Origin of the sequence: Burkholderia sp. BKH01 (assembly GCF_025685725.1) — a bacterium.
In the GTDB taxonomy this organism is placed as follows: Bacteria; Pseudomonadota; Gammaproteobacteria; order Burkholderiales; family Burkholderiaceae; genus Burkholderia; species Burkholderia pyrrocinia_C.
Genome location: NZ_JAOTQT010000019.1, coordinates 114047 through 134969 on the forward strand (window position 1 = coordinate 114047; position 20923 = coordinate 134969).

The window sequence follows — 20923 nt, forward strand, 5'->3', positions numbered from 1 at the left end:
GGCCACGCCGCGCAAGGAGAGAGGAGAGCATGAAAGCCCTGTTGTGTACCGCATTCGGCCCGATCGACCGCTTGCGCATCGAGGACGTCGCGATTCCCGAGCCGGCCGCGGGCCAGGTCAGGATACAGGTGAAGGCTGCGTCGCTCAATTTCCCCGACGCGCTGATCGTCCAGGGGTTGTATCAGGTGAAGCCGGCGCTGCCGTTCTCGCCGGGCGCCGAGTTTGCCGGCGTGATCGATGCGGTCGGCGAGGGCGTGACCGCGTGGCGGGCCGGCGATTCGGTGGTCGCGTTCACCGGGCACGGCGGGTTCGCGCAACAGTGCGTGGCCGACGTGCACCAGATCGCCGCGCTGCCGCCGGGCATGACATTCGAGCAGGGCGCGGCGCTCGTGCTCGCGTACGGCACGTCGCTGCACGCATTGCAGCAGCGCGCGCGTCTGCAACAGGGTGAGACGCTGCTCGTGCTGGGCGCGGCGGGCGGCGTCGGGCTCGCCGCGATCGAGATCGCGAAGGCGCTCGGCGCGCGCGTGATCGCGGCGGCATCGAGTGCGGACAAGCTGGCGCTGTGCCGCACCGCGGGCGCCGACGAGACGATCGACTACTCGACCGAAGACCTGCGCCGCCGCGTCGACGAGCTGACCGGCGGGCGCGGCGCCGACGTCGTCTACGATCCGGTGGGCGGCGCATACAGCGAGGCGGCGCTGCGCGCGACCGCGTGGCACGGCCGGTTCCTGGTGGTCGGTTTCGCGGCGGGCGAGATTCCGAAGATCGCGCTGAATCTGGCGCTGCTCAAGGAGCGCGACATTCTCGGCGTGTTCTGGGGCGACGCGGTGCGGCGCGATCCTGCGCAGCATGTCGCGAACATGCGCTTGCTCGCCGAGTGGTTCGCGGCCGGCAAGGTGCGGCCGGCGATCACCGAACGCGTGTCGCTGGCCGGTGCGGCCGACGCGATCGCGCGGATGGCGAACCGGCAGGTGAAGGGCAAGGTGGTGATCCTGCCGGACGCATGATCCGGGCCCGGCGCGTGGCGGCGCGTGGCGCGGCACGCGCCCCATGATGGCATGTGCGTCACGCAGCGTGCGCGGCCGTGTCGACGGTCGCTACGCGATCCGGTTCAGTTCCTCGAAGCCCGCGACGAGTGCATCGAGCAGATGGCGAACGGCGGGCACCATGCCGCGGCGTGTCGGGAAGATCGCGTGAACGAGCGCTGTCGGTGCAGACAGCGCTGGCAGCAGGTGGAGCAGCCGGCCAGCCTGAAGATCGGCGCTCACCAGTTCGCGCGGCAGTTCGGCGACGCCGATGCCGCCGAGCGCCGCAAGCCGCAGGCTCGCCAGATCATCGGTTGCCAGCCGCGGCCGATGGGCGAAGGAGATCGCGCGCCCGTCGGCGTCCGTCAGGCTCCACACGAAACGGTCGCCGCTGCTGGACGTTGAAACCGTCGGCCAGTCCTTCAGGCTGTCGATCGACTCGGGCGCCGGATAACGTGCGGCCAGCGCCGGGCTCGCGACGAGAATCCGGAACGACAGCCCCAGTTGTCGAACCGCGAGATCGGTGTTCTCCAGCGGCGGAACCCTGACGCGGATCGCGAAATCCAGCCCTTCCTCGACCACATCCACGCGCCGGTTGGTCGCATCGAGCAGCACCTGGACCTGCGGATTGTTCTCGATGTATCGCGCCAGAATCTCCGCGACACCGGAACTCAGCAACCCGACGGGACAGCTGATGCGCACGGTGCCCTGCGGCTGCGTGCGCGTGCGATCCACGATGTCCTTCGCGGCCTTCGATTCCGCGACCAGCGCGACGCAATGCTGATGGAACTGCCGCCCGGTTTCCGTTAGCGACAGGCTCCGGCTCGTGCGATTGAGCAGCCGCACGCCGAGCTCCTCCTCGAGCGCACGAATGCGCCGGCTGAGCTTCGATGTTTGCGCGCCGAGGCTGCGGGCGGCGGCCGTGAAGCTCCCGTGTTCGACCACTTCTGCAAAGAGCCGGAGATCGTTCAGATCGGCGATTGGGTTCATGGCGACGGTTCCGTTCGGCGAGATCGTTCTACTAAGAGCAATGATACGTTGCGATTCAGGAGATATGCGAGCGATCTTTGCGAAATTAGCATGCATCCAACGTTCGGTGCTTCGCAAATTGCGGCGAGGCGCCGCCAGGCAACCGCCCGTCGTTCGGGCAGCAGGAAAAAGGATGCGGACATGCTGGCTCATCGGCGTTGGGAAGCACTGGATGCGGCAAATCATGGCTGGCTGCGCGCGAAATACCATTTCGCGGTCACGGCCGACGGCACGCCCGAGCACGCACCGCTGGGCCCGCTGATCGTCTGGAACGACGACGAGATTGCCGTCGGCAGCGGGTTCCCGATGCACGGGCACCGTGACATGGAAATCATCACGTACGTACGCCAGGGCGTGCTCGGTCACCGCGACACCTTGGGATCCGAAGGAACGATCGTCGCGGGCGACGTCCAGGTGATGAGTGCCGGCGCGGGTATCCGTCATGCCGAGTTCAACCGCGGCGACCTGCCGCTCAAGGTCTATCAGATCTGGCTGCGGCCCCGCGCAAGCGGCGGGGCGCCCGGGTGGGACACGAAGCAGTTCCCGAAAGGCGACCGGTCCGGGCGTTTCGTCGTGCTGGCGAGCGGCTTCGCCGGCGACGACGGCGCGCTGCCGATCCGTGCCGATGCACGCGTGCTCGGCGCGACGCTGAAGGCGGGTGAGCAGGTTCGACAGGAGTTGGGCGCATCGCGCCGCGCGTATCTCGTCGCGGCTTCGGGGCGCATCGACGTGAACGGAGAACGCGTGGGGCCGCTCGACGGCGTCGCGATCACGAACGAGACCGCTCTCGACATCACCGCGGTCGAGGATTCCGAGCTGGTGATGGTGGACGCCGGCTGATTGCCTTTATTTTTCAGTCCACCGAATCAATTCATTCAATTTCAGGAGTTCAGCATGGATCGTTACAAGTATCTTCCGCTTCTGGGCCGCATTCTGATCGGCGCGCCGTTTCTGATGAGCGGGTTGAGCAAGCTGGCCGCGCATGCGGCAACCGTCGGCTACATCGCATCCGTCGGCCTGCCGGCACCATCGCTCGCGTTTGTGGTCGCGGTGCTCGTCGAGGCGGGTGGCGGCCTGCTGCTGATGTCGGGTTATCGGGCCCGTCCCGTGGCGTTGGCGATGGCGCTGTTCAGTGTGGTGACCGCGGTGTTCTTCCACCACAACTTCGCCGACCAGAACCAGATGATTCACTTTCTGAAGAATGTGATGATGGCCGGCGGCCTGCTGCAGATCGCGTACTTCGGCGCGGGTGCGTTCAGCCTCGATGCGCGGATCGGGCGCGCGGCGTTGCGTATCGCGCCGGCCGCGTGAGCCGAACGGGCCGATCCTCCGGGGCGATCGGGCGCGTGACCGGCCCAGTCGTCTCGTCGGGATTCCGCTCGGGTCATTCTGACATCCACCCGGTCATGCATCGCAGCGTGCGTCGGCTGGCGCACGCCGGTTCCGTCTCGACCTCGTCGCGACGCTCATCAGGAGTTCAAAATGTCCAAGGTTCTTGTGCTGTATTACTCGTCGTACGGTCATATCGAGGCGCTGGCGGATGCGATGGCCGAAGGCGCACGCGCGGCGGGTGCCACGGTCGACGTCAAGCGGGTACCTGAAACGGTGCCGGAGGCAGTCGCGCAGGCCGCGCACTTCAAGCTCGCGCAGCAGGCGCCGGTTGCGACGGTGGCCGAACTGGCCGACTACGACGCGATCATCGTCGGCACGCCGACCCGCTTCGGCCGCATCTCGTCGCAAATGGCGGCATTCCTGGATCAGGCCGGCGGCCTGTGGATGAGCGGCGCGCTGAACGGCAAGGTCGGCGGCGCATTCACGTCGAGCGCGAGCCAGCACGGCGGCCAGGAAACCACGCTGTTCTCGATCATCACCAACCTGCTGCATTTCGGCATGACGATTGTCGGGCTGCCGTACAGCCACCAGGGGCAAATGACGCTCGACGAAATCGTCGGCGGCGCGCCGTATGGCGCGACCACGATCGCGGGCGGGCAGGGGCAGCGCGCGCCGAGCGCGATCGAGCTGGCCGGCGCGCGTCATCAGGGCGAACTGATCGCGCGAACCGCGAACAAGCTGTTCGACTGAACGTCGGCCGCCCGTCGGTCCGGCGGGGCAGCCGCACTCCATCATTTTCGGATTCGGAAGGGTTGGCGATGAACAACGGTTTGAACGACGGCGGGCGGCACGAGCATGTCGTGATGCATCCGCTCGATCCTGACGATGCGGTGATCGTTGCCGCAATGCGGACCGGCATGCGTGCGATGAAGGGTGCGCGGCTGGGCGTCGAAGCGCGTGACGCGTTCGATGCGACGATGGAAAACGTGCAGCGCCGCGGCGACGTGACGTTCGCGTTCGACACGGTCGGCGGCGTGCCGGGCTATTGGGTGTTTCCCGCGCATGTGCGATCCGGCGACGCGCTGCTTCATCTGCATGGCGGGTGGTTCAATTTCGGATCTGCAGCGGCGTTCCGCCATTTTGTCGCGCAACTGGCCGCGCGGGTCGGCGTCCGGGCCTTCATTCCGGATTACCGGCTGGCGCCCGAGCATCCGTTCCCCGCCGCCATCGACGACGTGCTGGCCTGCTATCGCGGGCTCGCCGAAAAAGGAATTCGCCGGATCGTCGTCACCGGCGACTCGGCCGGCGGTGCGCTCGCGCTGGGGCTCGCATCGCGCGTCGCCGCCGATGCGGTTCGAGCCGATACGACGCTCGCGGGCGTCGCGGCGTTGTCGCCGGTGACGGATCTGACGCTGTCGGGTGCGACTTACGACACGCGTGCGGATGCCGATCCGCTCTTCACGCGCACGCAGGTGTCGGATCTGGTGCACGCGTACCTCGGCGCGGCCGATCCCATGAATCCGTTGGCGTCACCGCTTTACGCGCGGGTAGCGGGCCTGCCAGCGGTGCGGATTCATGTCGGCGACGACGAAGTGTTGCTGGACGATTCGCGTCGATGGGTCGAGCGCGCGGTCGCGGCCGGTGTGGATGCGCGGCTCGACGTGTGGCACGGGATGTCGCATGGGTTTGCCGGCGCGATCGGCAAACTGAAGGCATCCGCACAGGCGCTCGACGCAATCGGCCTGTTTCTCGCCGAACAACTGCAAGCCGACGGCGCTCGGCACGTCGGGTCGCGATCCGACGCGTAGTCGCCGCAACGCTGGCGGTGCAGGAGGATTTGCCGATCGGCATCGTGACCGCGCTGTTCGGCAGCCTGTTCTTCGTCGCGCTGCTGCGCCGCCGCTGAGCGACAGCGCACGCGCTGGCGGCACACCGTCAGGCGAGGGCGGGGGGCTGCCCTGTCATGTGCGTCATCGCGGCGGAGCAGCCGTGCTCGTGCCGGCGCCGGGCGCGTCGGCGTGGGCGAGGTCTTCCGGCACGTCGAAGAAACCGTCCGGCAGCGTTCGCGCGGGCAACGTGATCACGAAGCGTGCGCCGCCGAGCGGTGAATCCTCGAGCCGCACGTCGCCGCCATGCACCAGCGCGACGCGCCGCACGATCGCGAGCCCGAGCCCGAAGCCGCCGGTCTGTCGGTCGCGACTGGAGTCGAGCCGCTGGAACGGTTCGAACACGCGCGTTCGCTCGGCGGCCGGAATGCCGGGGCCGTCGTCGTCCACGCTCAGCACGAGCGCGCCGGACCGGTCGCGGGCTGCGGACAGCAGCACCTTGCGCGACGCGTAGCGCGCGCCGTTGCGGATCAGGTTCAGCAGCGCGCGGGCGACGAGCTTCGGATCGCACACGTGGGTCGCGGGCACGCCGAGCGTCGACACGTCGAGCGCGATCCCGCAATCGGCGATGTCGTTCGCGACGTTGCCGGCGACGCTGTCGATCAGCGCATCGACGACGACCTCCATCGGCACGAGCTGGCTCGCACCCTGTTCGAGCCGGCCGATCGTCAGCAGTTCGGTGACGAGTTCGTCGAGTTCGCGCACGTCGCGCCGCAGCGCGTCGCGGCGTTCGCGCATCCGCTCCGTTTCGTCGGGCTCGGCAAGCAGCGCGAGCCCGAATTCGAGCCGCGCGAGCGGCGTCTTCAGTTCATGCGAGATGCCGTGCATCATGTCGCGCTGCTGCTTGATCGACGCCTCGATGCGCTCGGCCATGTCGTTGAATTGCTGCGACAGCTCGTAGATGTTCGACTTGCCCGACAGCTTCACGCGCGTCGACAGCGTGCCGGTGCCGAATGCGTGTGCGGCATCCTGCAGCTTGCGCAGGTCGCGCCAGTGATAGTGAATCCACAGCACCACCGCGAACAGCGTGGCGAGCGCGAGCAGCAGGTACGCATAGATCTTGATGTCGAGATCGGAGGCCTCGATGGGGCGCGCGTGCAGCACCGAGCCGTCCGCGAGCGGCATGTAGTAATCCTTGCCGTTGTAGCTGATCGCGATCCTGCCGGCATCGAGATCGCGCAGCGGCGCGCCGCTCAATTGCGCGCGGGCGTCGGCCATCGACATGAAACCGAACCCTTCGTTGCCGTGTCTCGCGAGCTCGCGCAGCGCGAGCACGCGCTGCCCGCCCGGATGGCGTTCGAGGTAATCGTTGAGCACGAAGGAATAGGTCGTCAGCGATTCGCGCTGCGCCTGCGCGACGCGCTCGTAGAAGATCCGGTCGAACGACAGCTGGATCAACACGATCGACGCGGCGACGAACAGGATCACGACGAGGTACAGCCTGATCAACGGACGCAGCATTTATTCGTCCCACGCGGAAGGGCTGAACAGGTAGCCGCGGCCCCAGATCGTCTTGATCTTGTGCGGCTCCGATGAAGCATCCTCGAAGCGGCGGCGCAGCTTCGAGATGCCGGAATCGACCGAGCGGTCGAGCCCGTCGAACTCGATTCCGCGCAACTGCTTCAGGATGTCGTCGCGGCTCAGCACGGTGCCGGCCGCGCGCGCGAGGATCAGCAGCAGGTTGAATTCGGCGGTCTTCAGGTCGACCGGCTCGCCGCGCCACGTGACGGTGCGGTTCGGCGGCGAGATCGACAGTTCGCCGAACACGAGCGCTTCGGATACGGCGACCGGCGCTTCCACGGCGGCCGGCTGCGCGCGGCGCAGCAACGCGCGGGCGCGCGCGACGAGCACGCGCGGCTCGATCGGCTTCGTCACGTAGTCGTCGGCACCCGTCTCGAGGCCGGCGACCTGGTCGTAGACGTCCGCGCGCGCGGTCAGGATCAGCACGGGAATGTTGGTGAACGCGCGGATGCGCCGGCAGACTTCCATGCCGTCGAGGTTCGGCAGCATCAGGTCGAGTATCACGAGGGCCGGCTGGTGCTCGCGCACCGCCGCGACGGCGAGGTCGCCGCGCCGCACGACCGTCACCGCGAATTCATAGCCGTCGAGGTATTCGCGGACGAGCTGCGCGAGGCGATCGTCGTCTTCGATCAGCAGTACACGGTATTTGAGCGGATTGTCGTTCATGGGCTCCTCAGGATGCACGCGCGATCTCGGACCCCGGCAGGCCGGTACGCGGCGCGGCACGCGAATTCTATCCGGCGTACCGGCGGCAGTGGCAGCGGTACGACAATCTCGAACAATCGAACACAATTGAGCACAGATTCGCCGCAGATTCGGGACAGTCTCGGCGCAGGGCGACACCTAGACTGCGGGCTCCGTCACTCTTATCTCAATATTGTGCGCCCAATACTCCGCCGCTACCGTTATTGCATGCCGCTCGCCGGCCTGACCCTCGCCGCCGCCGCCCATGCGGAAAACCAGTATTCGATCTCGCTCGGCGGCGGTTTCGCGCCGCGTTACCAAGGCAGCAACCAGTATCGCGGCGTCGTCGCGCCGTCGATTTCCGCAACGTTCGGCAATGGCTTCTTCATCGACGCTAAGCAGGGCGCCGGCTACCGGCTGGACCTGCCGCACGGCGTGTTCGTGTCGGCGGCCGTGAGCTACGATGCGGGCCGCGCGGACGAGAACCGCTTCGACCTGCCGGGCTCCGACTACCTGAAGGGCATGGACCGGATTCCTGGCTCGGTGCTGGTCGGCATACGCGCGGGCGTGACGCTCTTCAATGCGACCGAACTGAGCGTCACGATCGACACACCCGTGACGCACACGTCACGCGGCGTGTCGGGGCACATGGATCTCGCGGTGCCCGTGTTCAAGACCGCGCAGCACGAGATCGTCGTGACGGGCACCGTGCACGCGGGCTCGGGACGCTATACGCAGACGTTCTACGGCGTGACCGACGCTCAGTCGATGACAAGCCGGTTTCGGCCGTATTCGACGAGCGGCGGGATCGACAGCGCGTCGATGGCGGTCGCGTGGAACTGGAACCTGTCGCGGCACTGGTCGGTGCTCGCGACCGGCGGCGTGACGCGGCTGCTCGGCCGCTACGGCGACAGTCCGATCGTCCAGTCGCGCAGCAACTACTACGGCATTGCGGGCGTGACCTACAAGTTCTGAACCGGTTGCCGACGGCGATCCCGAATGCTGCATTGCGTCGGCGTGCATGGGCAGGTGCGATCGATCCGCGCACACCGCTCGATGCGTCGGCGCCGCGCCGTGGCGGCCGATCGCGTGCGGTAACATGCAGGCGGCTTCGGCGTCAGGTCGAGCCCGTGACTCCGGTACGCCGAATCGACGCGACCGGCGCGCGCGAGGCCGCGGTTCGCTGGCCGGCTCCGTCGGGAGATGGCCGGCGACGCGCGGAACCGATCATGCATGCGACGCCCGGTCGGCGAGGAACGCCGCATTTGCCCTGCCGGGCGCGACAGGGAGAAATCGATGAAGAAGACGATCGCGACGATGATGGCACTGGTTGCGGGCGCAACGTTTGCGGGATGTGCGGACATGAACACGAAAATCACGAGCGCGGGCAACCCGCCGGCGAATGGTGGGCAGGCAGGTGCGTCGCAGGCATGCAAGGCGGACGCGGCGCAGGACGATGCGCTGGTCGGCAAGACCGAGGCCGATGCGGCCGCGCAACTCGACGGTTGCCTGTGGCGCGTGCTCGAGCGCGACGGCAAGGCGTTGCCGGGCACGATGGATTACCGACCGGAGCGCCGCAATCTCGGCATTCGCGACGGGAAGGTGATCTGGGTGCGGCGCGGGTGACGGGATGCGCCGGTATCGCGCGCGCGAATGCGCAAGCGAGTGTCGTCGATGTGCATGCGGCATGCGGCATGCGGCATTGCCGCGTTGGCGAGGGTATCGATGACGCTCAAGGCTGGTGCGCACGCTTTGGCACTGGCGGTGCTGGGCGTGCTCGTCGGATGCGGGCGGCATGACGGCGAAGCATCGGCGCAACCGAGTGCTGTGTGCATCACCGGATACAACGAGTACGACCGCAAGCTCCACGAATTCCTGCTCGACGACGCGCACCGGTCGGGATGCTTCGGCAATCCTTCAGCGCGGGAGGCGGGCGAGGCGTTCGGCGGCGGCGGCGGATTCGCATGCGGCTGCAAGGTCACGCCGGGGCAGACGGTGAAATTGTCGTGGGTGTTCGCGCAACCGCTGGCCGATATCCAGCGTGGCGTCCCGGCGGAGCACAAGACGATCGACGTGACGATTCCGCGGCCGGAATCGTCGACGTCGCGTTATCTGCGCGTGTATTTCAGGAAGAACGGCACGGCCGAACTGCAGTGGGTGGACGACATGAACGCGCCCGAACTGCCGCCGACCCGGGAGAAATGATCGCCGCGACACGCGCGCGATCGAGAGCTGATTACTTCGAGATGTACCACAGCGCATCGGTACTGACGCGCGAGGGCTGAGCCGCCGTAGCCGGTGCTTGAGCCGGCGCGGCTGGCGGCGTGTTCGACGTCACGGCCGTCGGCAGCGTGGCCGGAATATTCGACGTCGATGGCGATGCGGCCGCCGATCCCGACGTCGACGGCGTGTTCAGATACCAGAGCGCATCGGTCGATGCCGTGCGTTTTGCCGCCGGATTGGCCGCCGTAGTCGCTGCCGCATCGGCGGACTTCTTCGAATGCGAAGAGGCAGCCGTCGCCGCACCGGGCCGCTGCGCCGCCGTACCCGTCTGCGCGGTCATGCCTGCGCCCCCGGCCGCGCCACGCTGCGCGCGCGCCTCGAACGGCCCGAGCTGGAAGATCAACGTTTGCGCGGGACGCGTCAGGACGGCATATGGAAACTGCAGCTCCCACGACATCAGCACGCGGCCCGACGACGTTTCGGTGAAGATCGCCGGCACGTGCTTCATGTCGCTGAACTGCACGTAGATCCGCGCACCGTCGTCGAAGACCTGGGTCGGCTTCGCCTGGTCCGCGCCCGTGACCGACCATCCGAAGTTGTACGTACCGGCCGGGCCGGCAGGCCCGCCCTGCGGCGGCGGAGGCGGGGCCGGCGATACCGTGCGCGCTCGCGTGGCTTGCGGCGCCGCGACGCTCAGGCTCGCGAACGGGTTGTACGCCTGTTGCTGTTGCGGCGGCGTAAAGGACGGTGGAAGGATGGGCATGGGAGTATCCGGCGAATCCGGCATGGTCCGGATTGCATCATAGACCTTGCGCGCATACGCGAGGCGCTTGTCGGGCGACGCGGAGTTGTACGCGCCGATCGCGTTCCAGTTGGGGCCGAGCTGGCGGATGTTCTGCGACAGGATCCACGCGCCGACATACGCGTTCGTGCACGGATCGAACAGGCTTTCCCGCGTGATGCCTTCGCGCGCGAGCGTCGGCAGCCACGTGCTGTTGATCTGCATCAGGCCGATGTCGACCGTGCCGTTCGTATTGGTGTTGACGGCGTTCGGATTCATCCCCGATTCGACCTGCGCGATGCCGCGCATCAGGCTGACGCTCACGTGCTGGAATGCGGCCGCGTCGTCGAGGCAATCGGCGCGCGCGACGCCGTGCAGCGCGCACGACATCGCAATCGTCGAGGCGATCTTCAGCGTTTCGCGGCTGATCGAACGGGTTGTCTGACACGGCATGGCAGGATGGGGCGGAATCCGGCCGCCCGATGCAAGGAAATGACGAGAGACGCGAAGTTTGCCATAGCGAGCAGACAAATGGCTCGCGTCAAACTTTCCTTTGCAATTGCCCGTGCGCTCGTCGCGCATTTTTATCGCGTCGGATCACCGGTCGTGGCGAAGTTCGATCGGTAAAAATGGCCGTCTTTTCGGCGCATGCGGGTGCAGCGGCGGCGCCCGGAATAATGACGCGCCGCGTCAGTCATTCCGGGAAAACGGTGCTGAATCAAACGGGACGGGAATCGCCCGGCAGTCGGTCTCCGGGCCGTAAAGGGCGATGAAAATGCTATCCAAAGACAACGGCGGCCGACGCCGCCGTGCGGGGGAAAGCGATTCCGGCCGGCCGGGCGGCACTGATCCGCAACGACCACGGCGTCGCCGGGCGCGCGACTCAGGCCGCCCGCGACGGCGAGCGCCGCCGCGATGCCTCTTCAATCAGCCCGGCCAGCACTTGCGCCGGTTCCGACATCGTCCGCCGCGCGCGATGCACGAGCCCGATGTCGCGGTGAAACGTGTGGTGTCCGAGGTCGATCGCGCGCACGCCGGCCGGCCAGCGGCGATACACGGCGGTCTGCGGCACGATCGCGATGCCGACGCCGTTCTCGACCAGCTTGACGATCGCGTCGAGCTCGTCGAGTTCACAGGTGTCGCGCACCGCGATGTGCATCTTCCGCAGAAACCGATCGACCTGGCGGCCGCCGAACGACGCGCGGTCGTAGCGCACGAACGGCTCGCTCGCGAGCAGCGCGGCCCAATCCTTGCCCTTCACGCCGCGCGGCACGATCAGCCGGAACGGCTCCTGCGCGAGCGTCGTCCAGTGCAGGTCGCTCTGCAGCGAAAACGGCGGCCGGATGATCGCGGCCATGTCGATCTCTCCCGCATCGACGCGGTTGACCAGTTCGATCGACAGCCCCGGTATCACGCGCGTGCGGCACGCGGGATGCCGGCGATGGAAATCGGCCAGCGCGGCAGGCAGCAGCGCGCTCTGCACCGACGCGATCGCGCCGATCGTCACGCGCACGGCGGCCGGCGAGCCGGGCGCGGTCGAGCTCAGGTTCTCGTACAGGCCGATCAGTGCCTGCGCCTGGTCGAGCACGTGATGGCCCATCTCGTTGAGACGGGCCGAGCGGCCTTGCCGGTCGAACAGCGCAAAGCCGAGCTCGGCTTCGAGACGCTGCATCTGCGCGCTGACGGCTGCCTGCGTCAGCCCGATACGGTTGCCCGCGGCCGCGAACGTGCCTTCCCGGGCGACGGCGACAAGGGTTTTCAGCTCGCGGATCATTGATCAATTCCGTTTGTGAATCGCAAAACTATATATTGATTTAATTTTCCATTGGCGTTGTCTACCATGGTGCGATCCTCGCGCCACGCGAGCGTTCCTTCACGAGGCAACCATGAGTCTTTCCCCGTTTCACCTGGCGATTCCGGTCTACGACCTGCCGGCCGCGCGCGATTTCTACGGCCGCGTGTTCGGGCTGGAAGAGGGGCGTTCGAGCACGCAGTGGGTCGACTTCGACTTCTACGGGCACCAGCTCGTGATCCACGAGCATCCGAAGACCGCGTCGCAGGAAGGCGCGCATACGAATGCCGTCGACGGTCACGACGTGCCGGTGCCGCATTTCGGGATCGTGCTCGACTGGGCGAGCTGGGAAGCGCTGGCCGAGCGATTGAAATCGTTCGGCGTGGCCTTCGCGATCGAACCGTATGTGCGGTTCAAGGGGCAGGTCGGCGAACAGGCGACGATGTTCCTGTTCGATCCGTGCGGCAATGCGCTCGAGTTCAAGGCGTTCCGCGACATCGGCCAGCTGTTCGCGAAGTGATGCACGGGGCCGTCGGCGCCGATTGAAATTGGGTGCGAGAATGCGGCCTTCGGTCGGGCCGCGCGCAGGCGCTCCGGCCGGCGCCGCGCCGCACGGCATCCGTCCGTGCGCGCCGTTCTCCAAGGAACCCGTATGGACAGTCATATCGCTCCGGTGGAGCTGAAGAAAGCCTACCGTCTCCTCAATCACGGCCCGACCGTGCTCGTGTCGGCCCGCCACGACGGCGTCGACAACGTGATGGCCGCCGCATGGGCGTGCGCGCTGGACTTCCTGCCGCCGAAGCTGACCGTCGTGCTCGACAAAGCCGCGAAGACGCGCGAGCTCGTCGAGCGCAGCGGCACGTTCGTGATCCAGGTGCCGACGGCCGCGCAACTGCAGCTCACGCATGCGGTCGGCAGCCGCAGCCTCGCGGAGCGGCCGGACAAGCTGCGCGAAGCGGGCGTCACGCTGTTCGACGTCGACGGCCACGACCTGCCGTTCGTCGCCGGCTGCTCGGGCTGGCTCGCGTGCAAGCTGATTCCCGAGCCGCACAACCAGCAGGCCTACGACCTGTTCATCGGCGAGGTGGTCGGCGCGTGGTCCGACACGCGCGTGTTTCGCGACGGCCACTGGTATTTCGAATCGGCCGATCCCGCGCTGCGCAGCCTGCACTACATCGCGGGCGGTAACTTCTATGCGATCGGCGAATCGCTGCACGTCGATCCGGACGCGCAGCAAGCATAGGGCGAGTGTTCTTTCCCGATCCGGGCGCGCGGCTCACGCGCGCTTTTTCAGTTCCGCCAGCATCGCTTCGGCGAACGCCTGCGCGACGCGCGGCAGCGTGCGGCCGCGCTTCGTGACGAGCGCGATCGGCCGCACGAACGCGGGATCGTCGATCGGCTTCGCGACCAGTTCGGGTTCGGCGCGCACCTCGCGCGCGGTCGCGGGCAGGATCGTCACGCCGAGGCCGCCGCGCACCATCGCGACGGCCGTCATCATGTAGGTCGGCTCGCACGCGATGTCGGGCGTGCAGCCGGCCGACTCCAGCGCGGCGTCGACGACGCTGCGCACGCTGGTGCCCTGCGCGGTCAGCACGAGCGGCACGCCCGCGATGTCGGCGGTGCTCACGCGGCGCTTGCGCGCGAGCGGATGATCCTTCGGGCACACGGCGACGAGCCGGTCGGCGCCCGCATACAGCACTTCCAGCGATGCATCGAACGTGTCGCCGCCGGTCAGCCCGAGATCGGCTTCCTCGTTGCGCACGAGCGCGGTGACGAGGCTCGCGACGCCGTCGCGGATCTCGAAGCCCGCGCGCGGCACGTCGCGCCGGAACGACTGGATCAGCTCCGGCAGCACGCTGGACGCGAAGGTCGGCAGGCACGCGAGCCGCACCGTGCCGCTCGTGCCTTCGCCAAGCGCGCGCGCATCGCGCAGCACGCGCTCCATGTCGTCGAGCGAGCGCTGCAGCAGCGGCAGCAGCTCGCGCCCGGTCTGCGTGAGCGCGACGCTGCGGCTGTTGCGGTCGAACAGCCGCGCGCCGACGATTTCCTCGAGCCGGCGGATCTGCACGGTCAGCGCCGGCTGCGACAGGTGCAGCCGCGCGGCTGCGCGCGTGAAGTTGCCGGCGTGCGCGACGGTGACGAACGCGCGGATGTCGCGAAGGTTCAGATCCATAATGATTCGTGATTGCTGCGATCAAATCATTTCAATTGTGCTATTGCTGCGCCGACCTTACGCTCGTCTCCAACAAAAGACAAGGTAGGAGACACGGATGCTGCCGTTACTCGGGCTTGGCACGATCGTCGTGCTGCTGGCCGCGATTCTGTCGAAGCGGATGTCGCCGCTCGTCGCGCTGATCATCGTGCCGATCGCGGCGTCGCTGATCGGCGGCTTCGGGCTGCACACCAGCAAATTCGTGATCGACGGGCTGAAGGGCCTCGCGCCCGTGGTCGGGATGTTCGTGTTCGCGATCCTGTATTTCGGGACGATCACCGACGCCGGCACACTCGACCCGATCATCGACCGCATCCTGCGCGCGGTCGGCACGCGGCCGACGCGCATCGTGATGGGCACGACGCTGCTCGCGCTGCTGATCCATCTCGACGGCTCGGGCGCCGTCTGCTTTCTCGTGACGATTCCGGCCGTGCTGCCGCTGTACGACCGGCTGAAGATGGACCGGCGCGTGCTGGCCGCTGCCGTGTCGATGGCCGCGGGCATCAACTTCCTGCCGTGGACCGGGCCGATGATCCGCGCGTCGGCGTCGCTGCACCTGCCGGTGTCGGCGCTGTTCAATCCGCTGATCCCGGTTCAGGCGATCGGGCTCGTGTTCGTGTTCGGCGTCGCGTACTGGCTCGGGCGGCGCGAGGAGAAGCGGCTCGGCCTCACGCGCGACGATGCATCGATCCCGCTGCCGAAGCGCGAACTGACGCCCGACGAGCAGGCGCTGCGCCGGCCGCACCTGTTCTGGTTCAACGTCGTGCTGACGCTCGTCGTGCTCGGCACGATGGTCGTGATGGGCGAGAAGATCCCGCCGGCGATCATGTTCATGGTCGGGCTGTGCATCGCGCTGATGGTGAATTACCCGGACGTCGACATGCAGAGGAAGCGGATCGACGCGCATGCGCGCGCGGCGCTGATGATGGCCGGCATCCTGCTTGCGGCCGGCGTGTTCACGGGGATCATGCAGGGCAGCGGGATGCTGAAGGCGATGGCGCAGGCGGCGGTCGGTTTCGTGCCGCCGTCGATGGCCGGCCACATCCCGGTGGTGCTCGGCGTCGCGTCGATGCCGCTCAGCATGCTGTTCGATCCCGATTCGTTCTACTTCGGCGTGCTGCCGGTGATCGCGGAGGTGGCCGGCCAGCTCGGCGTGCCGGCCGTACAGGTCGGACAGGCCGCGTTGCTCGGCCAGATGACGACCGGGTTTCCGGTCAGCCCGCTGACGCCCGCGACGTTCCTGGTCGTCGGCTTGTGCGGCATCGAGCTGGCCGAGCACCAGAAATTCACGTTCCCGCTGCTGTTCGGCGCCTCGATCGTGATGACGATCGCGTGCGTCGTGCTGGGCATCTTTTGATTTTTCCCGGCGGTGAAACCCGTCGGACGGTGGTACGGACATGACAGCAAAGCAACCTGAACGGTGCGTGCGCATCGGCGCGGGCGCGGGTTACTCGGGCGACCGGATCGAGCCCGCGGTCGAACTGGCCGAACACGGGCAGCTCGACTATCTCGTCTTCGAATGCCTGGCCGAGCGCACGATCGCGATCGCGCAGCAGGCGCGCCGCAAGGATCCGGCGCTCGGCTACGACCCGCTGCTCGACGCGCGCATGCGCGCCGTGCTGCCGGTCGCCGTGCCGAGGGGCGTGCGCATCGTGTCGAACATGGGCGCGGCGAACCCGCGCGCAGCCGCGCAGCGCACTGCACGGATCGCGCAATCGCTCGGCATCGCGGGGCTGAAGGTCGCGGCGGTCGAAGGCGACGACGTGCTCGACGTCGTGCTGCGCGGCGCGTTCCGTTTCGAGGAATCGGGCGACGAAGTCGCCGCGTATCGCGACCGCATCGTGTCCGCGAACGCGTACCTCGGCGCCGCACCGATCATCGACGCGCTCGCGGCCGGTGCGGACGTCGTGCTGACCGGGCGCGTCGCCGATCCGTCGCTGTTCGCCGCGCCGCTGATCCATGCGTTCGGCTGGCGGATGGACGACTGGGACACGCTCGGGCAGGCGACGGTCGTCGGCCATCTGCTCGAATGCGCGGGGCAGGTGACGGGCGGCTATTTCGCCGATCCCGGCTACAAGGACGTGCCGGATCTCGCGCGGCTCGGGTTCCCGATCGGCGAAGTCGCGGCCGACGGCTCGGTCGCGATCACGAAGGTGGCGCACGCGGGCGGCCGCGTGAGCGCGGCGACCTGCAAGGAACAACTGCTCTACGAGATTCACGACCCGGCGCGGTATCTGCAGCCCGATGTCGTCGCGGATTTCACGCGTGTCGCGGTCGCCGAGGAAGCGACCGATCGTGTGCGCGTGACGGGCGGACGCGGCACCGAGCGGCCCGATACGCTGAAGGTGTCGGTGGCTTACGTCGACGGCTATATCGGCGAAGGCCAGATCTCGTACGGCGGCCCCGGCGCGCTCGAACGCGCGCGTCTCGCACTCGACATCGTCCGCGAGCGGCTGGCGCTGACCGGCGTCGCCGCGACCGAGTTGCGCTTCGACCTGATCGGCGTCGATTCGCTGTATGGCGACGCGACGCCGGCCGTGCGCGGCGAGCCGGCCGAGGTGCGCGTGCGGGTGGCCGGCCGCGCGGCGAGTGCCGATGAAGCGGCGCGGATCGGCAATGAAGTCGAGACGCTTTATACGAACGGGCCGGCCGGCGGCGGCGGCGCGTTCAAGTCGACGCGCGAGGTGATCGCGGTGCAGTCGGTGCTGCTGCCGCGCGCGGCCGTGACGCCGTCGTTTTCGTTCGTGGAGGCATGATGCAACTGCGTGAACTCGCGCATGCGCGCACCGGCGACAAGGGCAATACGCTGAACGTGTCGGTCATCTGCCGCGATCCGCGTCATTACGACCATCTGCGCACGCATCTGGATGCCGGCAAGGTGAAGGCGTGGCTCGCGGGCATCGTGCACGGCGACGTCGTGCGCTACGAGTTGCCGGCGCTGGGTGCGTTCAACTTCGTGCTGCGCGATGCGCTCGGCGGCGGCGTGACGCGCTCGCTCGCGCTCGATGCGCACGGCAAGTCGGTCAGTTCGGCGTTGCTGGCGATCGAGGTGCCCGACCCGGCTTGACGGACGGCATCGCCGCCGGGGGGCGGGCACGAGGTCACGGAATCGGCAGCTCGCGACGCCCGTCAGCGTGCTCGATACGCTCGCCGGCGATGTGCAGGCGCTGGTCCTTTCGATAGTCGTGGACCGCGCGCGACGCGGCTAGCCGGTCGAAATCGAGTTCCACCGCGTGACGCGATTCGGTGTCGCCGGCTTCCAAAATCGCATTGCCGAACGGATCGACCGCGAGGCTGCCGCCCGCGAATACGACATCGTGCGTGCTGTCGCCGGCCCGGTTTCGCTACTTTTTTCACCGGTCTGACCAGTCGAACCTCAAGTTGCTTCCCGCGCGGTCGTTAAGGACGATTGAGTGCCCATTTGACCAATCGACAACAACGCGGCAACCGGAGATCACCGTCATCATGCTGTCATCGATTCGCGCCCGAATTCTGGCGACCTGCGTCGCCATCGTGGTCACGGCCCTGGCCGTGACAGGCGGCCTTGTGTACTACGTCGTCAAGCAACACAACGACGCAACCATCGACCAGAACCTGCAGTCCGTCCTGACCGGCCACGCGCTCGCGCTCGACGAGTGGGTCGCGAGCCGCGCGCAGCAGACCCAGGCGCTCGCGGACACGCTGGCGCCGGGCGAAGGCGACCCGCTGCCGGCGCTGACGCTGCTCGGCAAATCGGGCGGCTTCCAGGTGCTCACGCTCGGCCTGCCGGACCGCACGGCGTTCTCGAACGTCCCGCTCGCGGCCGGCTACGATCCGACCGCGCGCCCGTGGTTCAAGCAGGCGGTCGAGGCCGGCCGGCTCGTCGTCACGGCGTTGTACCGCGACGCGTCGACGGGCAAGCCCGCCTTCGCGTTCGCCGCACCGATCGTTCGCGGCGGCACGCTGAAGGGCGTGCTCGCGGCCAGCCTCTATATGGAGCGCGCGAGCGCGATCGTGGCATCGATGCACCCGACGCCGGCGAGCTTCGCGTTCCTGGTCGACAAGAGCGGGCGCCTGATCGCGGGCGCGAAGACCGATCTGATCATGAAGCCGGCCGTCGAGTTGTCGCCCGAACTGACGCCGGAGCGCCTCGCCGGCCTGCAGGCGGCGACCGAACCGGTGGCGATCGACGTGGACGGCGTGACCAAGCTGCTCCGCGCGCGCCCGATCGCCGGGACGGACTGGTCGCTCGTCATGGCGCTCGACCGGTCGGACGTGACGGCCGGCATGCGGGCCGTCGCGACGACGACGCTCATTGCGATCCTCGTCGTCGCCTGCGTCGCGGCAGCGCTCGTCGGCGCACTGACGAATGCGGCATTCAAGCGCGTGCTGCTCGTGCGCGACGCGCTGACCGACGTCGCGAGCGGGAGCGGGGACCTGACGAAGCGGCTGCCGGCCGACGGCGGCGACGAAGCCGCGCAGATCGCGCGCGCCTTCAACATGTTCGCGGAAAAGATCAGTGCGATCCTGCTGCAGATTCGCAGCTTCAGCGAATCCGTGAATGTGGCGAGCGCGGAGATCGCGCAGGGCAACCAGGATCTGTCGAGCCGCACCGAACATGCGGCGTCGAGCCTGCAGGAGACGGCGGCGGCGCTCGAGGAGATCGCCGGCACGGCGCGCAACTCGGCCGATGCGGCCACGCAGGTGAGCCGGCTGGCGGAATCGGCGTCGGGCGTCGCCGTGCGCGGCGGCGAGGTGGTGAGCGAGGTGGTCGCGACGATGGGCGAGATCACGAAGGCGTCGGCCGAGATCTCGAACATCATCGGCGTGATCGACGGCATCGCGTTCCAGACCAACATCCTCGCGCTGAACGCGGCCGTCGAGGCGGCGCGCGCGCACGAGCACGGGCGGGGCTTCGCGGTCGTCGCGGGCGAGGTGCGCACGCTCGCGCAACGCAGCGCGGTGGCGGCCAGGGAAATCAAGCAGTTGATCCAGTCGTCCGTCGAGAAGATCGAGGGCGGTTCGGGGCTCGTGAAGACGGCCGGTGCGACGATGGACGAGATCGTCGAGGGCGTGCGCGGCATCACGAGCGTGATCGCGGAAATGACGGTCGCGGCGAACGAGCAGAGCACCGGGCTCGCACAGGTGAACCAGGCCGTGTCGCAGCTCGATCACTCGACGCAGCAGAACGCGGCGCTCGTCGAGGAATCGGCTGCCGCCGCGGCGCTGTTGCGCGAGCAGGCGGCGCAGCTCGCGCAGACGGTCGGCGAATTCAGGCTCGCGGGTTCGCACCGGGCCGAGACGGCATCGGCGTGATCCGGCCGCGGCGTCGATCGGCCGGATCATCGACAGCCAGAAGCCCGGCTGGTCGAGCGACTCGATGAGCCGTCCGACCGAACGGTGCCATGCGACGTCCTGCAAGGTCAGGTTCGTGCGTCAGTCCGTGTTGGGCCGGTCGGTGCGCGCTTGCGATACCGCGCCGTGCGTGTACGCTACGGGCTCACGGGCGCATGCCAGCGCGCGCGGAGCGGGCCGCGTGCCGCGTGCCGCGTGCATCGACCAGTTGACGCAACCGTCCGTTACACACCTTTCCAATCCGAACGAACCTCGTCATGACTGCCCAGCACCGACAAGAACCCGGCAAGCCGTTCGCGGCTTCGCTAGCCGCACTTGCCGCACTCACGGTGCTCGCCGCGCTCTCCGCGTCGTCGCCCGTCCACGCGGCCGATTCGATTCATCCGGACCGTCAGTTGCAGAAGTTCATTGGCGACAGCTACGGCAAGTGGCGCGCGGACCGCAAGGGCTGGCAGTCGGACGCGGGGGATTCCATATATTCGCCATGCGGCTCGCTGCGCGTCGCGACTGCCGACGGCCCGCGGTATCTGCTCGCGATGTGCGGCGAGACCGAAGCGGCCGTGCAGAACGGAATGCCGGGCATGGACAGCGACGCCACGCCGGGCACGGTCGACCTGTACGTGCTGCAGCCTTCGCCGGACGGCAAGGGGCTCGAAGCGGTGCTGAAGAAGACGGACATCGCGTCCGGCACGCGCGGCGAGCCGGGCACGCTGAGCATCGAGCGGCTCGGGCCGCACCTGTTCGGTTTCGTCATCGGCGACGGCGACTCGCGACAAGGCTATACGCAACGTATCCGCTCGATCTGGCTGCCGTACGGCGATGCGCTGGTGCTGGCGGCGGCGCGCATCAACGAGGCGCTCGACAATGCAGAGTCGAACGAATGCGCGAACGCCCCGGTGCGCTGCGAGGCGCTGCGCTTCGAGATCACGCCGGACCTGACCGGCACCGGCGCCGTCTATCCGTTGATCGTGACCGAAACCGGCACGCGCGGCGATCGCGCGGTCCGGGCGCGTTACGTGGTGAAATTCGACGCGGCGCGCGGCCGCTACGTCGTGCCGAAGGCGGTGCGGGAAGGGTATTGAGCGGTTGCAGCGCGACGCG

At 67.9% G+C, this 20923-nt stretch carries 23 protein-coding genes; 16 read left to right on the forward strand and 7 right to left on the reverse strand.

All coding sequences use genetic code 11. From position 1 onward, the window contains the following. Nucleotides 1-29: 29 nt before the first annotated feature. Nucleotides 30-1010, forward strand: a complete 981-nt coding sequence (locus tag OEJ37_RS24665) for an NADPH:quinone oxidoreductase family protein (protein WP_175918796.1) — start codon at nt 30-32, stop codon at nt 1008-1010. Between the two features lie 90 nt (nt 1011-1100). Here the strand turns inward: OEJ37_RS24665 and OEJ37_RS24670 are convergent, their stop codons facing one another. Then, nucleotides 1101-2018, reverse strand: a complete 918-nt coding sequence (locus OEJ37_RS24670; RefSeq protein ID WP_175919098.1) for a LysR substrate-binding domain-containing protein — start codon at nt 2016-2018, stop codon at nt 1101-1103. A gap of 180 nt (nt 2019-2198) precedes the next feature. On the opposite strand from OEJ37_RS24670, the gene OEJ37_RS24675 reads away from it, so the two are divergent. The 4 genes from OEJ37_RS24675 to OEJ37_RS24690 all read left to right on the forward strand — a co-directional run bounded on the left by OEJ37_RS24675 (nt 2199) and on the right by OEJ37_RS24690 (nt 5197). Beyond that, complete coding sequence (locus OEJ37_RS24675) at nt 2199-2897, forward strand: pirin family protein (RefSeq protein ID WP_174420829.1); 699 nt, start codon at nt 2199-2201, stop codon at nt 2895-2897. A gap of 54 nt (nt 2898-2951) precedes the next feature. After that, nucleotides 2952-3368: a DoxX family protein gene (locus tag OEJ37_RS24680; RefSeq protein WP_096470536.1), complete on the forward strand. Its 417-nt coding sequence runs from the start codon at nt 2952-2954 to the stop codon at nt 3366-3368. Between the two features lie 171 nt (nt 3369-3539). After that, the gene (wrbA, locus tag OEJ37_RS24685) at nt 3540-4139 is read left to right on the forward strand and encodes an NAD(P)H:quinone oxidoreductase (protein WP_263346435.1); all 600 of its coding nucleotides are present in this window, start codon (nt 3540-3542) and stop codon (nt 4137-4139) included. Between the two features lie 68 nt (nt 4140-4207). Beyond that, nucleotides 4208-5197 carry an alpha/beta hydrolase gene (locus tag OEJ37_RS24690; protein ID WP_263346437.1) on the forward strand — a complete coding sequence of 330 codons (990 nt, stop codon included), beginning with the start codon at nt 4208-4210 and terminating at the stop codon, nt 5195-5197. A 162-nt stretch (nt 5198-5359) separates the two neighbouring features. Here the strand turns inward: OEJ37_RS24690 and OEJ37_RS24695 are convergent, their stop codons facing one another. Together OEJ37_RS24695 and OEJ37_RS24700 are read right to left on the reverse strand one after the other, a co-directional pair. Continuing rightward, nucleotides 5360-6736, reverse strand: coding sequence for an ATP-binding protein (locus OEJ37_RS24695; protein ID WP_263346440.1), 1377 nt, complete (start codon nt 6734-6736; stop codon nt 5360-5362). Beyond that, nucleotides 6737-7462, reverse strand: coding sequence for a response regulator (locus OEJ37_RS24700; RefSeq protein ID WP_174420824.1), 726 nt, complete (start codon nt 7460-7462; stop codon nt 6737-6739). A gap of 246 nt (nt 7463-7708) precedes the next feature. Here OEJ37_RS24700 and OEJ37_RS24705 point away from each other — a divergent pair, with 246 nt between their 5' ends. The 3 genes from OEJ37_RS24705 to OEJ37_RS24715 all read left to right on the forward strand — a co-directional run bounded on the left by OEJ37_RS24705 (nt 7709) and on the right by OEJ37_RS24715 (nt 9685). Next, a complete protein-coding gene (locus tag OEJ37_RS24705; protein ID WP_263346447.1) occupies nt 7709-8455 on the forward strand; it encodes a MipA/OmpV family protein in 747 nt (248 codons plus the stop codon). A gap of 321 nt (nt 8456-8776) precedes the next feature. After that, nucleotides 8777-9106, forward strand: a complete 330-nt coding sequence (locus OEJ37_RS24710; RefSeq protein ID WP_175946810.1) for a hypothetical protein — start codon at nt 8777-8779, stop codon at nt 9104-9106. A gap of 99 nt (nt 9107-9205) precedes the next feature. After that, nucleotides 9206-9685 carry a hypothetical protein gene (locus OEJ37_RS24715; protein ID WP_174420821.1) on the forward strand — a complete coding sequence of 160 codons (480 nt, stop codon included), beginning with the start codon at nt 9206-9208 and terminating at the stop codon, nt 9683-9685. 31 nt (nt 9686-9716) lie between these two features. On the opposite strand, the gene OEJ37_RS24720 is transcribed toward OEJ37_RS24715, so the two are convergent. Further along, nucleotides 9717-10937 (reverse strand): transglycosylase SLT domain-containing protein, encoded by a 1221-nt coding sequence (locus OEJ37_RS24720; protein WP_263346456.1) that lies wholly within the window; start codon nt 10935-10937, stop codon nt 9717-9719. Nucleotides 10938-11367: 430 nt separating this feature from the next. Next, entirely contained in the window at nt 11368-12258 is an 891-nt protein-coding gene (locus tag OEJ37_RS24725) for a LysR family transcriptional regulator (RefSeq protein WP_263346460.1), read from the reverse strand. Between the two features lie 112 nt (nt 12259-12370). Here OEJ37_RS24725 and OEJ37_RS24730 point away from each other — a divergent pair, with 112 nt between their 5' ends. Both OEJ37_RS24730 and OEJ37_RS24735 read left to right on the forward strand, forming a co-directional pair. Continuing rightward, nucleotides 12371-12796: a VOC family protein gene (locus OEJ37_RS24730; RefSeq protein ID WP_174420818.1), complete on the forward strand. Its 426-nt coding sequence runs from the start codon at nt 12371-12373 to the stop codon at nt 12794-12796. A gap of 132 nt (nt 12797-12928) precedes the next feature. Beyond that, a complete protein-coding gene (locus OEJ37_RS24735) occupies nt 12929-13519 on the forward strand; it encodes a flavin reductase family protein (RefSeq protein WP_175918787.1) in 591 nt (196 codons plus the stop codon). 33 nt (nt 13520-13552) lie between these two features. Here the strand turns inward: OEJ37_RS24735 and OEJ37_RS24740 are convergent, their stop codons facing one another. Then, complete coding sequence (locus OEJ37_RS24740; RefSeq protein WP_175918786.1) at nt 13553-14449, reverse strand: LysR family transcriptional regulator; 897 nt, start codon at nt 14447-14449, stop codon at nt 13553-13555. Nucleotides 14450-14546: 97 nt separating this feature from the next. On the opposite strand from OEJ37_RS24740, the gene OEJ37_RS24745 reads away from it, so the two are divergent. The 3 genes from OEJ37_RS24745 to OEJ37_RS24755 are packed head-to-tail and all read left to right on the forward strand — an operon-like array spanning nt 14547 to nt 17555. Continuing rightward, nucleotides 14547-15845 carry a CitMHS family transporter gene (locus OEJ37_RS24745; protein WP_175918785.1) on the forward strand — a complete coding sequence of 433 codons (1299 nt, stop codon included), beginning with the start codon at nt 14547-14549 and terminating at the stop codon, nt 15843-15845. Nucleotides 15846-15885: 40 nt separating this feature from the next. Continuing rightward, entirely contained in the window at nt 15886-17244 is a 1359-nt protein-coding gene (locus tag OEJ37_RS24750) for an acyclic terpene utilization AtuA family protein (RefSeq protein WP_263346467.1), read from the forward strand. Further along, nucleotides 17244-17555, forward strand: coding sequence for a hypothetical protein (locus OEJ37_RS24755; RefSeq protein ID WP_034183467.1), 312 nt, complete (start codon nt 17244-17246; stop codon nt 17553-17555). Before OEJ37_RS24750 ends, OEJ37_RS24755 begins: the two co-directional genes overlap by 1 nt. A gap of 34 nt (nt 17556-17589) precedes the next feature. On the opposite strand, the gene OEJ37_RS24760 is transcribed toward OEJ37_RS24755, so the two are convergent. Then, complete coding sequence (locus OEJ37_RS24760; protein ID WP_263346470.1) at nt 17590-17718, reverse strand: hypothetical protein; 129 nt, start codon at nt 17716-17718, stop codon at nt 17590-17592. 3 nt (nt 17719-17721) lie between these two features. Between OEJ37_RS24760 and OEJ37_RS24765 the strand changes: the two genes are divergently transcribed. The 3 genes from OEJ37_RS24765 (at nt 17722) to OEJ37_RS24775 (ending at nt 20904) form a co-directional block, all read left to right on the forward strand. After that, the gene (locus OEJ37_RS24765; protein ID WP_263346473.1) at nt 17722-17853 is read left to right on the forward strand and encodes a hypothetical protein; all 132 of its coding nucleotides are present in this window, start codon (nt 17722-17724) and stop codon (nt 17851-17853) included. 100 nt (nt 17854-17953) lie between these two features. Beyond that, entirely contained in the window at nt 17954-19783 is a 1830-nt protein-coding gene (locus tag OEJ37_RS24770) for a methyl-accepting chemotaxis protein (RefSeq protein ID WP_174420810.1), read from the forward strand. Between the two features lie 296 nt (nt 19784-20079). After that, a complete protein-coding gene (locus OEJ37_RS24775; RefSeq protein WP_174420809.1) occupies nt 20080-20904 on the forward strand; it encodes a topoisomerase IV in 825 nt (274 codons plus the stop codon). The last annotated feature ends 19 nt before the right edge of the window (nt 20905-20923 follow it).

Excerpts from the sequence above, each read along its gene's own strand:
- OEJ37_RS24690 (WP_263346437.1), top strand. The coding sequence starts at position 4,208 with ATGAACAACGGTTTGAACGACGGCGGGCGGCACGAGCATGTCGTGATG.
- OEJ37_RS24745 (WP_175918785.1), top strand. The coding sequence starts at position 14,547 with ATGCTGCCGTTACTCGGGCTTGGCACGATCGTCGTGCTGCTGGCCGCG.
- OEJ37_RS24675 (WP_174420829.1), top strand. The coding sequence starts at position 2,199 with ATGCTGGCTCATCGGCGTTGGGAAGCACTGGATGCGGCAAATCATGGC.
- OEJ37_RS24770 (WP_174420810.1), top strand. The coding sequence starts at position 17,954 with ATGCTGTCATCGATTCGCGCCCGAATTCTGGCGACCTGCGTCGCCATC.
- OEJ37_RS24710 (WP_175946810.1), top strand. The coding sequence starts at position 8,777 with ATGAAGAAGACGATCGCGACGATGATGGCACTGGTTGCGGGCGCAACG.
- OEJ37_RS24720 (WP_263346456.1), bottom strand. The coding sequence starts at position 10,937 with ATGCCGTGTCAGACAACCCGTTCGATCAGCCGCGAAACGCTGAAGATC.
- OEJ37_RS24740 (WP_175918786.1), bottom strand. The coding sequence starts at position 14,449 with ATGGATCTGAACCTTCGCGACATCCGCGCGTTCGTCACCGTCGCGCAC.
- wrbA (WP_263346435.1), top strand. The coding sequence starts at position 3,540 with ATGTCCAAGGTTCTTGTGCTGTATTACTCGTCGTACGGTCATATCGAG.
- OEJ37_RS24730 (WP_174420818.1), top strand. The coding sequence starts at position 12,371 with ATGAGTCTTTCCCCGTTTCACCTGGCGATTCCGGTCTACGACCTGCCG.
- OEJ37_RS24735 (WP_175918787.1), top strand. The coding sequence starts at position 12,929 with ATGGACAGTCATATCGCTCCGGTGGAGCTGAAGAAAGCCTACCGTCTC.
- OEJ37_RS24705 (WP_263346447.1), top strand. The coding sequence starts at position 7,709 with ATGCCGCTCGCCGGCCTGACCCTCGCCGCCGCCGCCCATGCGGAAAAC.
- OEJ37_RS24695 (WP_263346440.1), bottom strand. The coding sequence starts at position 6,736 with ATGCTGCGTCCGTTGATCAGGCTGTACCTCGTCGTGATCCTGTTCGTC.
- OEJ37_RS24670 (WP_175919098.1), bottom strand. The coding sequence starts at position 2,018 with ATGAACCCAATCGCCGATCTGAACGATCTCCGGCTCTTTGCAGAAGTG.
- OEJ37_RS24665 (WP_175918796.1), top strand. The coding sequence starts at position 30 with ATGAAAGCCCTGTTGTGTACCGCATTCGGCCCGATCGACCGCTTGCGC.
- OEJ37_RS24775 (WP_174420809.1), top strand. The coding sequence starts at position 20,080 with ATGACTGCCCAGCACCGACAAGAACCCGGCAAGCCGTTCGCGGCTTCG.
- OEJ37_RS24725 (WP_263346460.1), bottom strand. The coding sequence starts at position 12,258 with ATGATCCGCGAGCTGAAAACCCTTGTCGCCGTCGCCCGGGAAGGCACG.
- OEJ37_RS24750 (WP_263346467.1), top strand. The coding sequence starts at position 15,886 with ATGACAGCAAAGCAACCTGAACGGTGCGTGCGCATCGGCGCGGGCGCG.
- OEJ37_RS24680 (WP_096470536.1), top strand. The coding sequence starts at position 2,952 with ATGGATCGTTACAAGTATCTTCCGCTTCTGGGCCGCATTCTGATCGGC.
- OEJ37_RS24755 (WP_034183467.1), top strand. The coding sequence starts at position 17,244 with ATGCAACTGCGTGAACTCGCGCATGCGCGCACCGGCGACAAGGGCAAT.
- OEJ37_RS24715 (WP_174420821.1), top strand. The coding sequence starts at position 9,206 with ATGACGCTCAAGGCTGGTGCGCACGCTTTGGCACTGGCGGTGCTGGGC.
- OEJ37_RS24700 (WP_174420824.1), bottom strand. The coding sequence starts at position 7,462 with ATGAACGACAATCCGCTCAAATACCGTGTACTGCTGATCGAAGACGAC.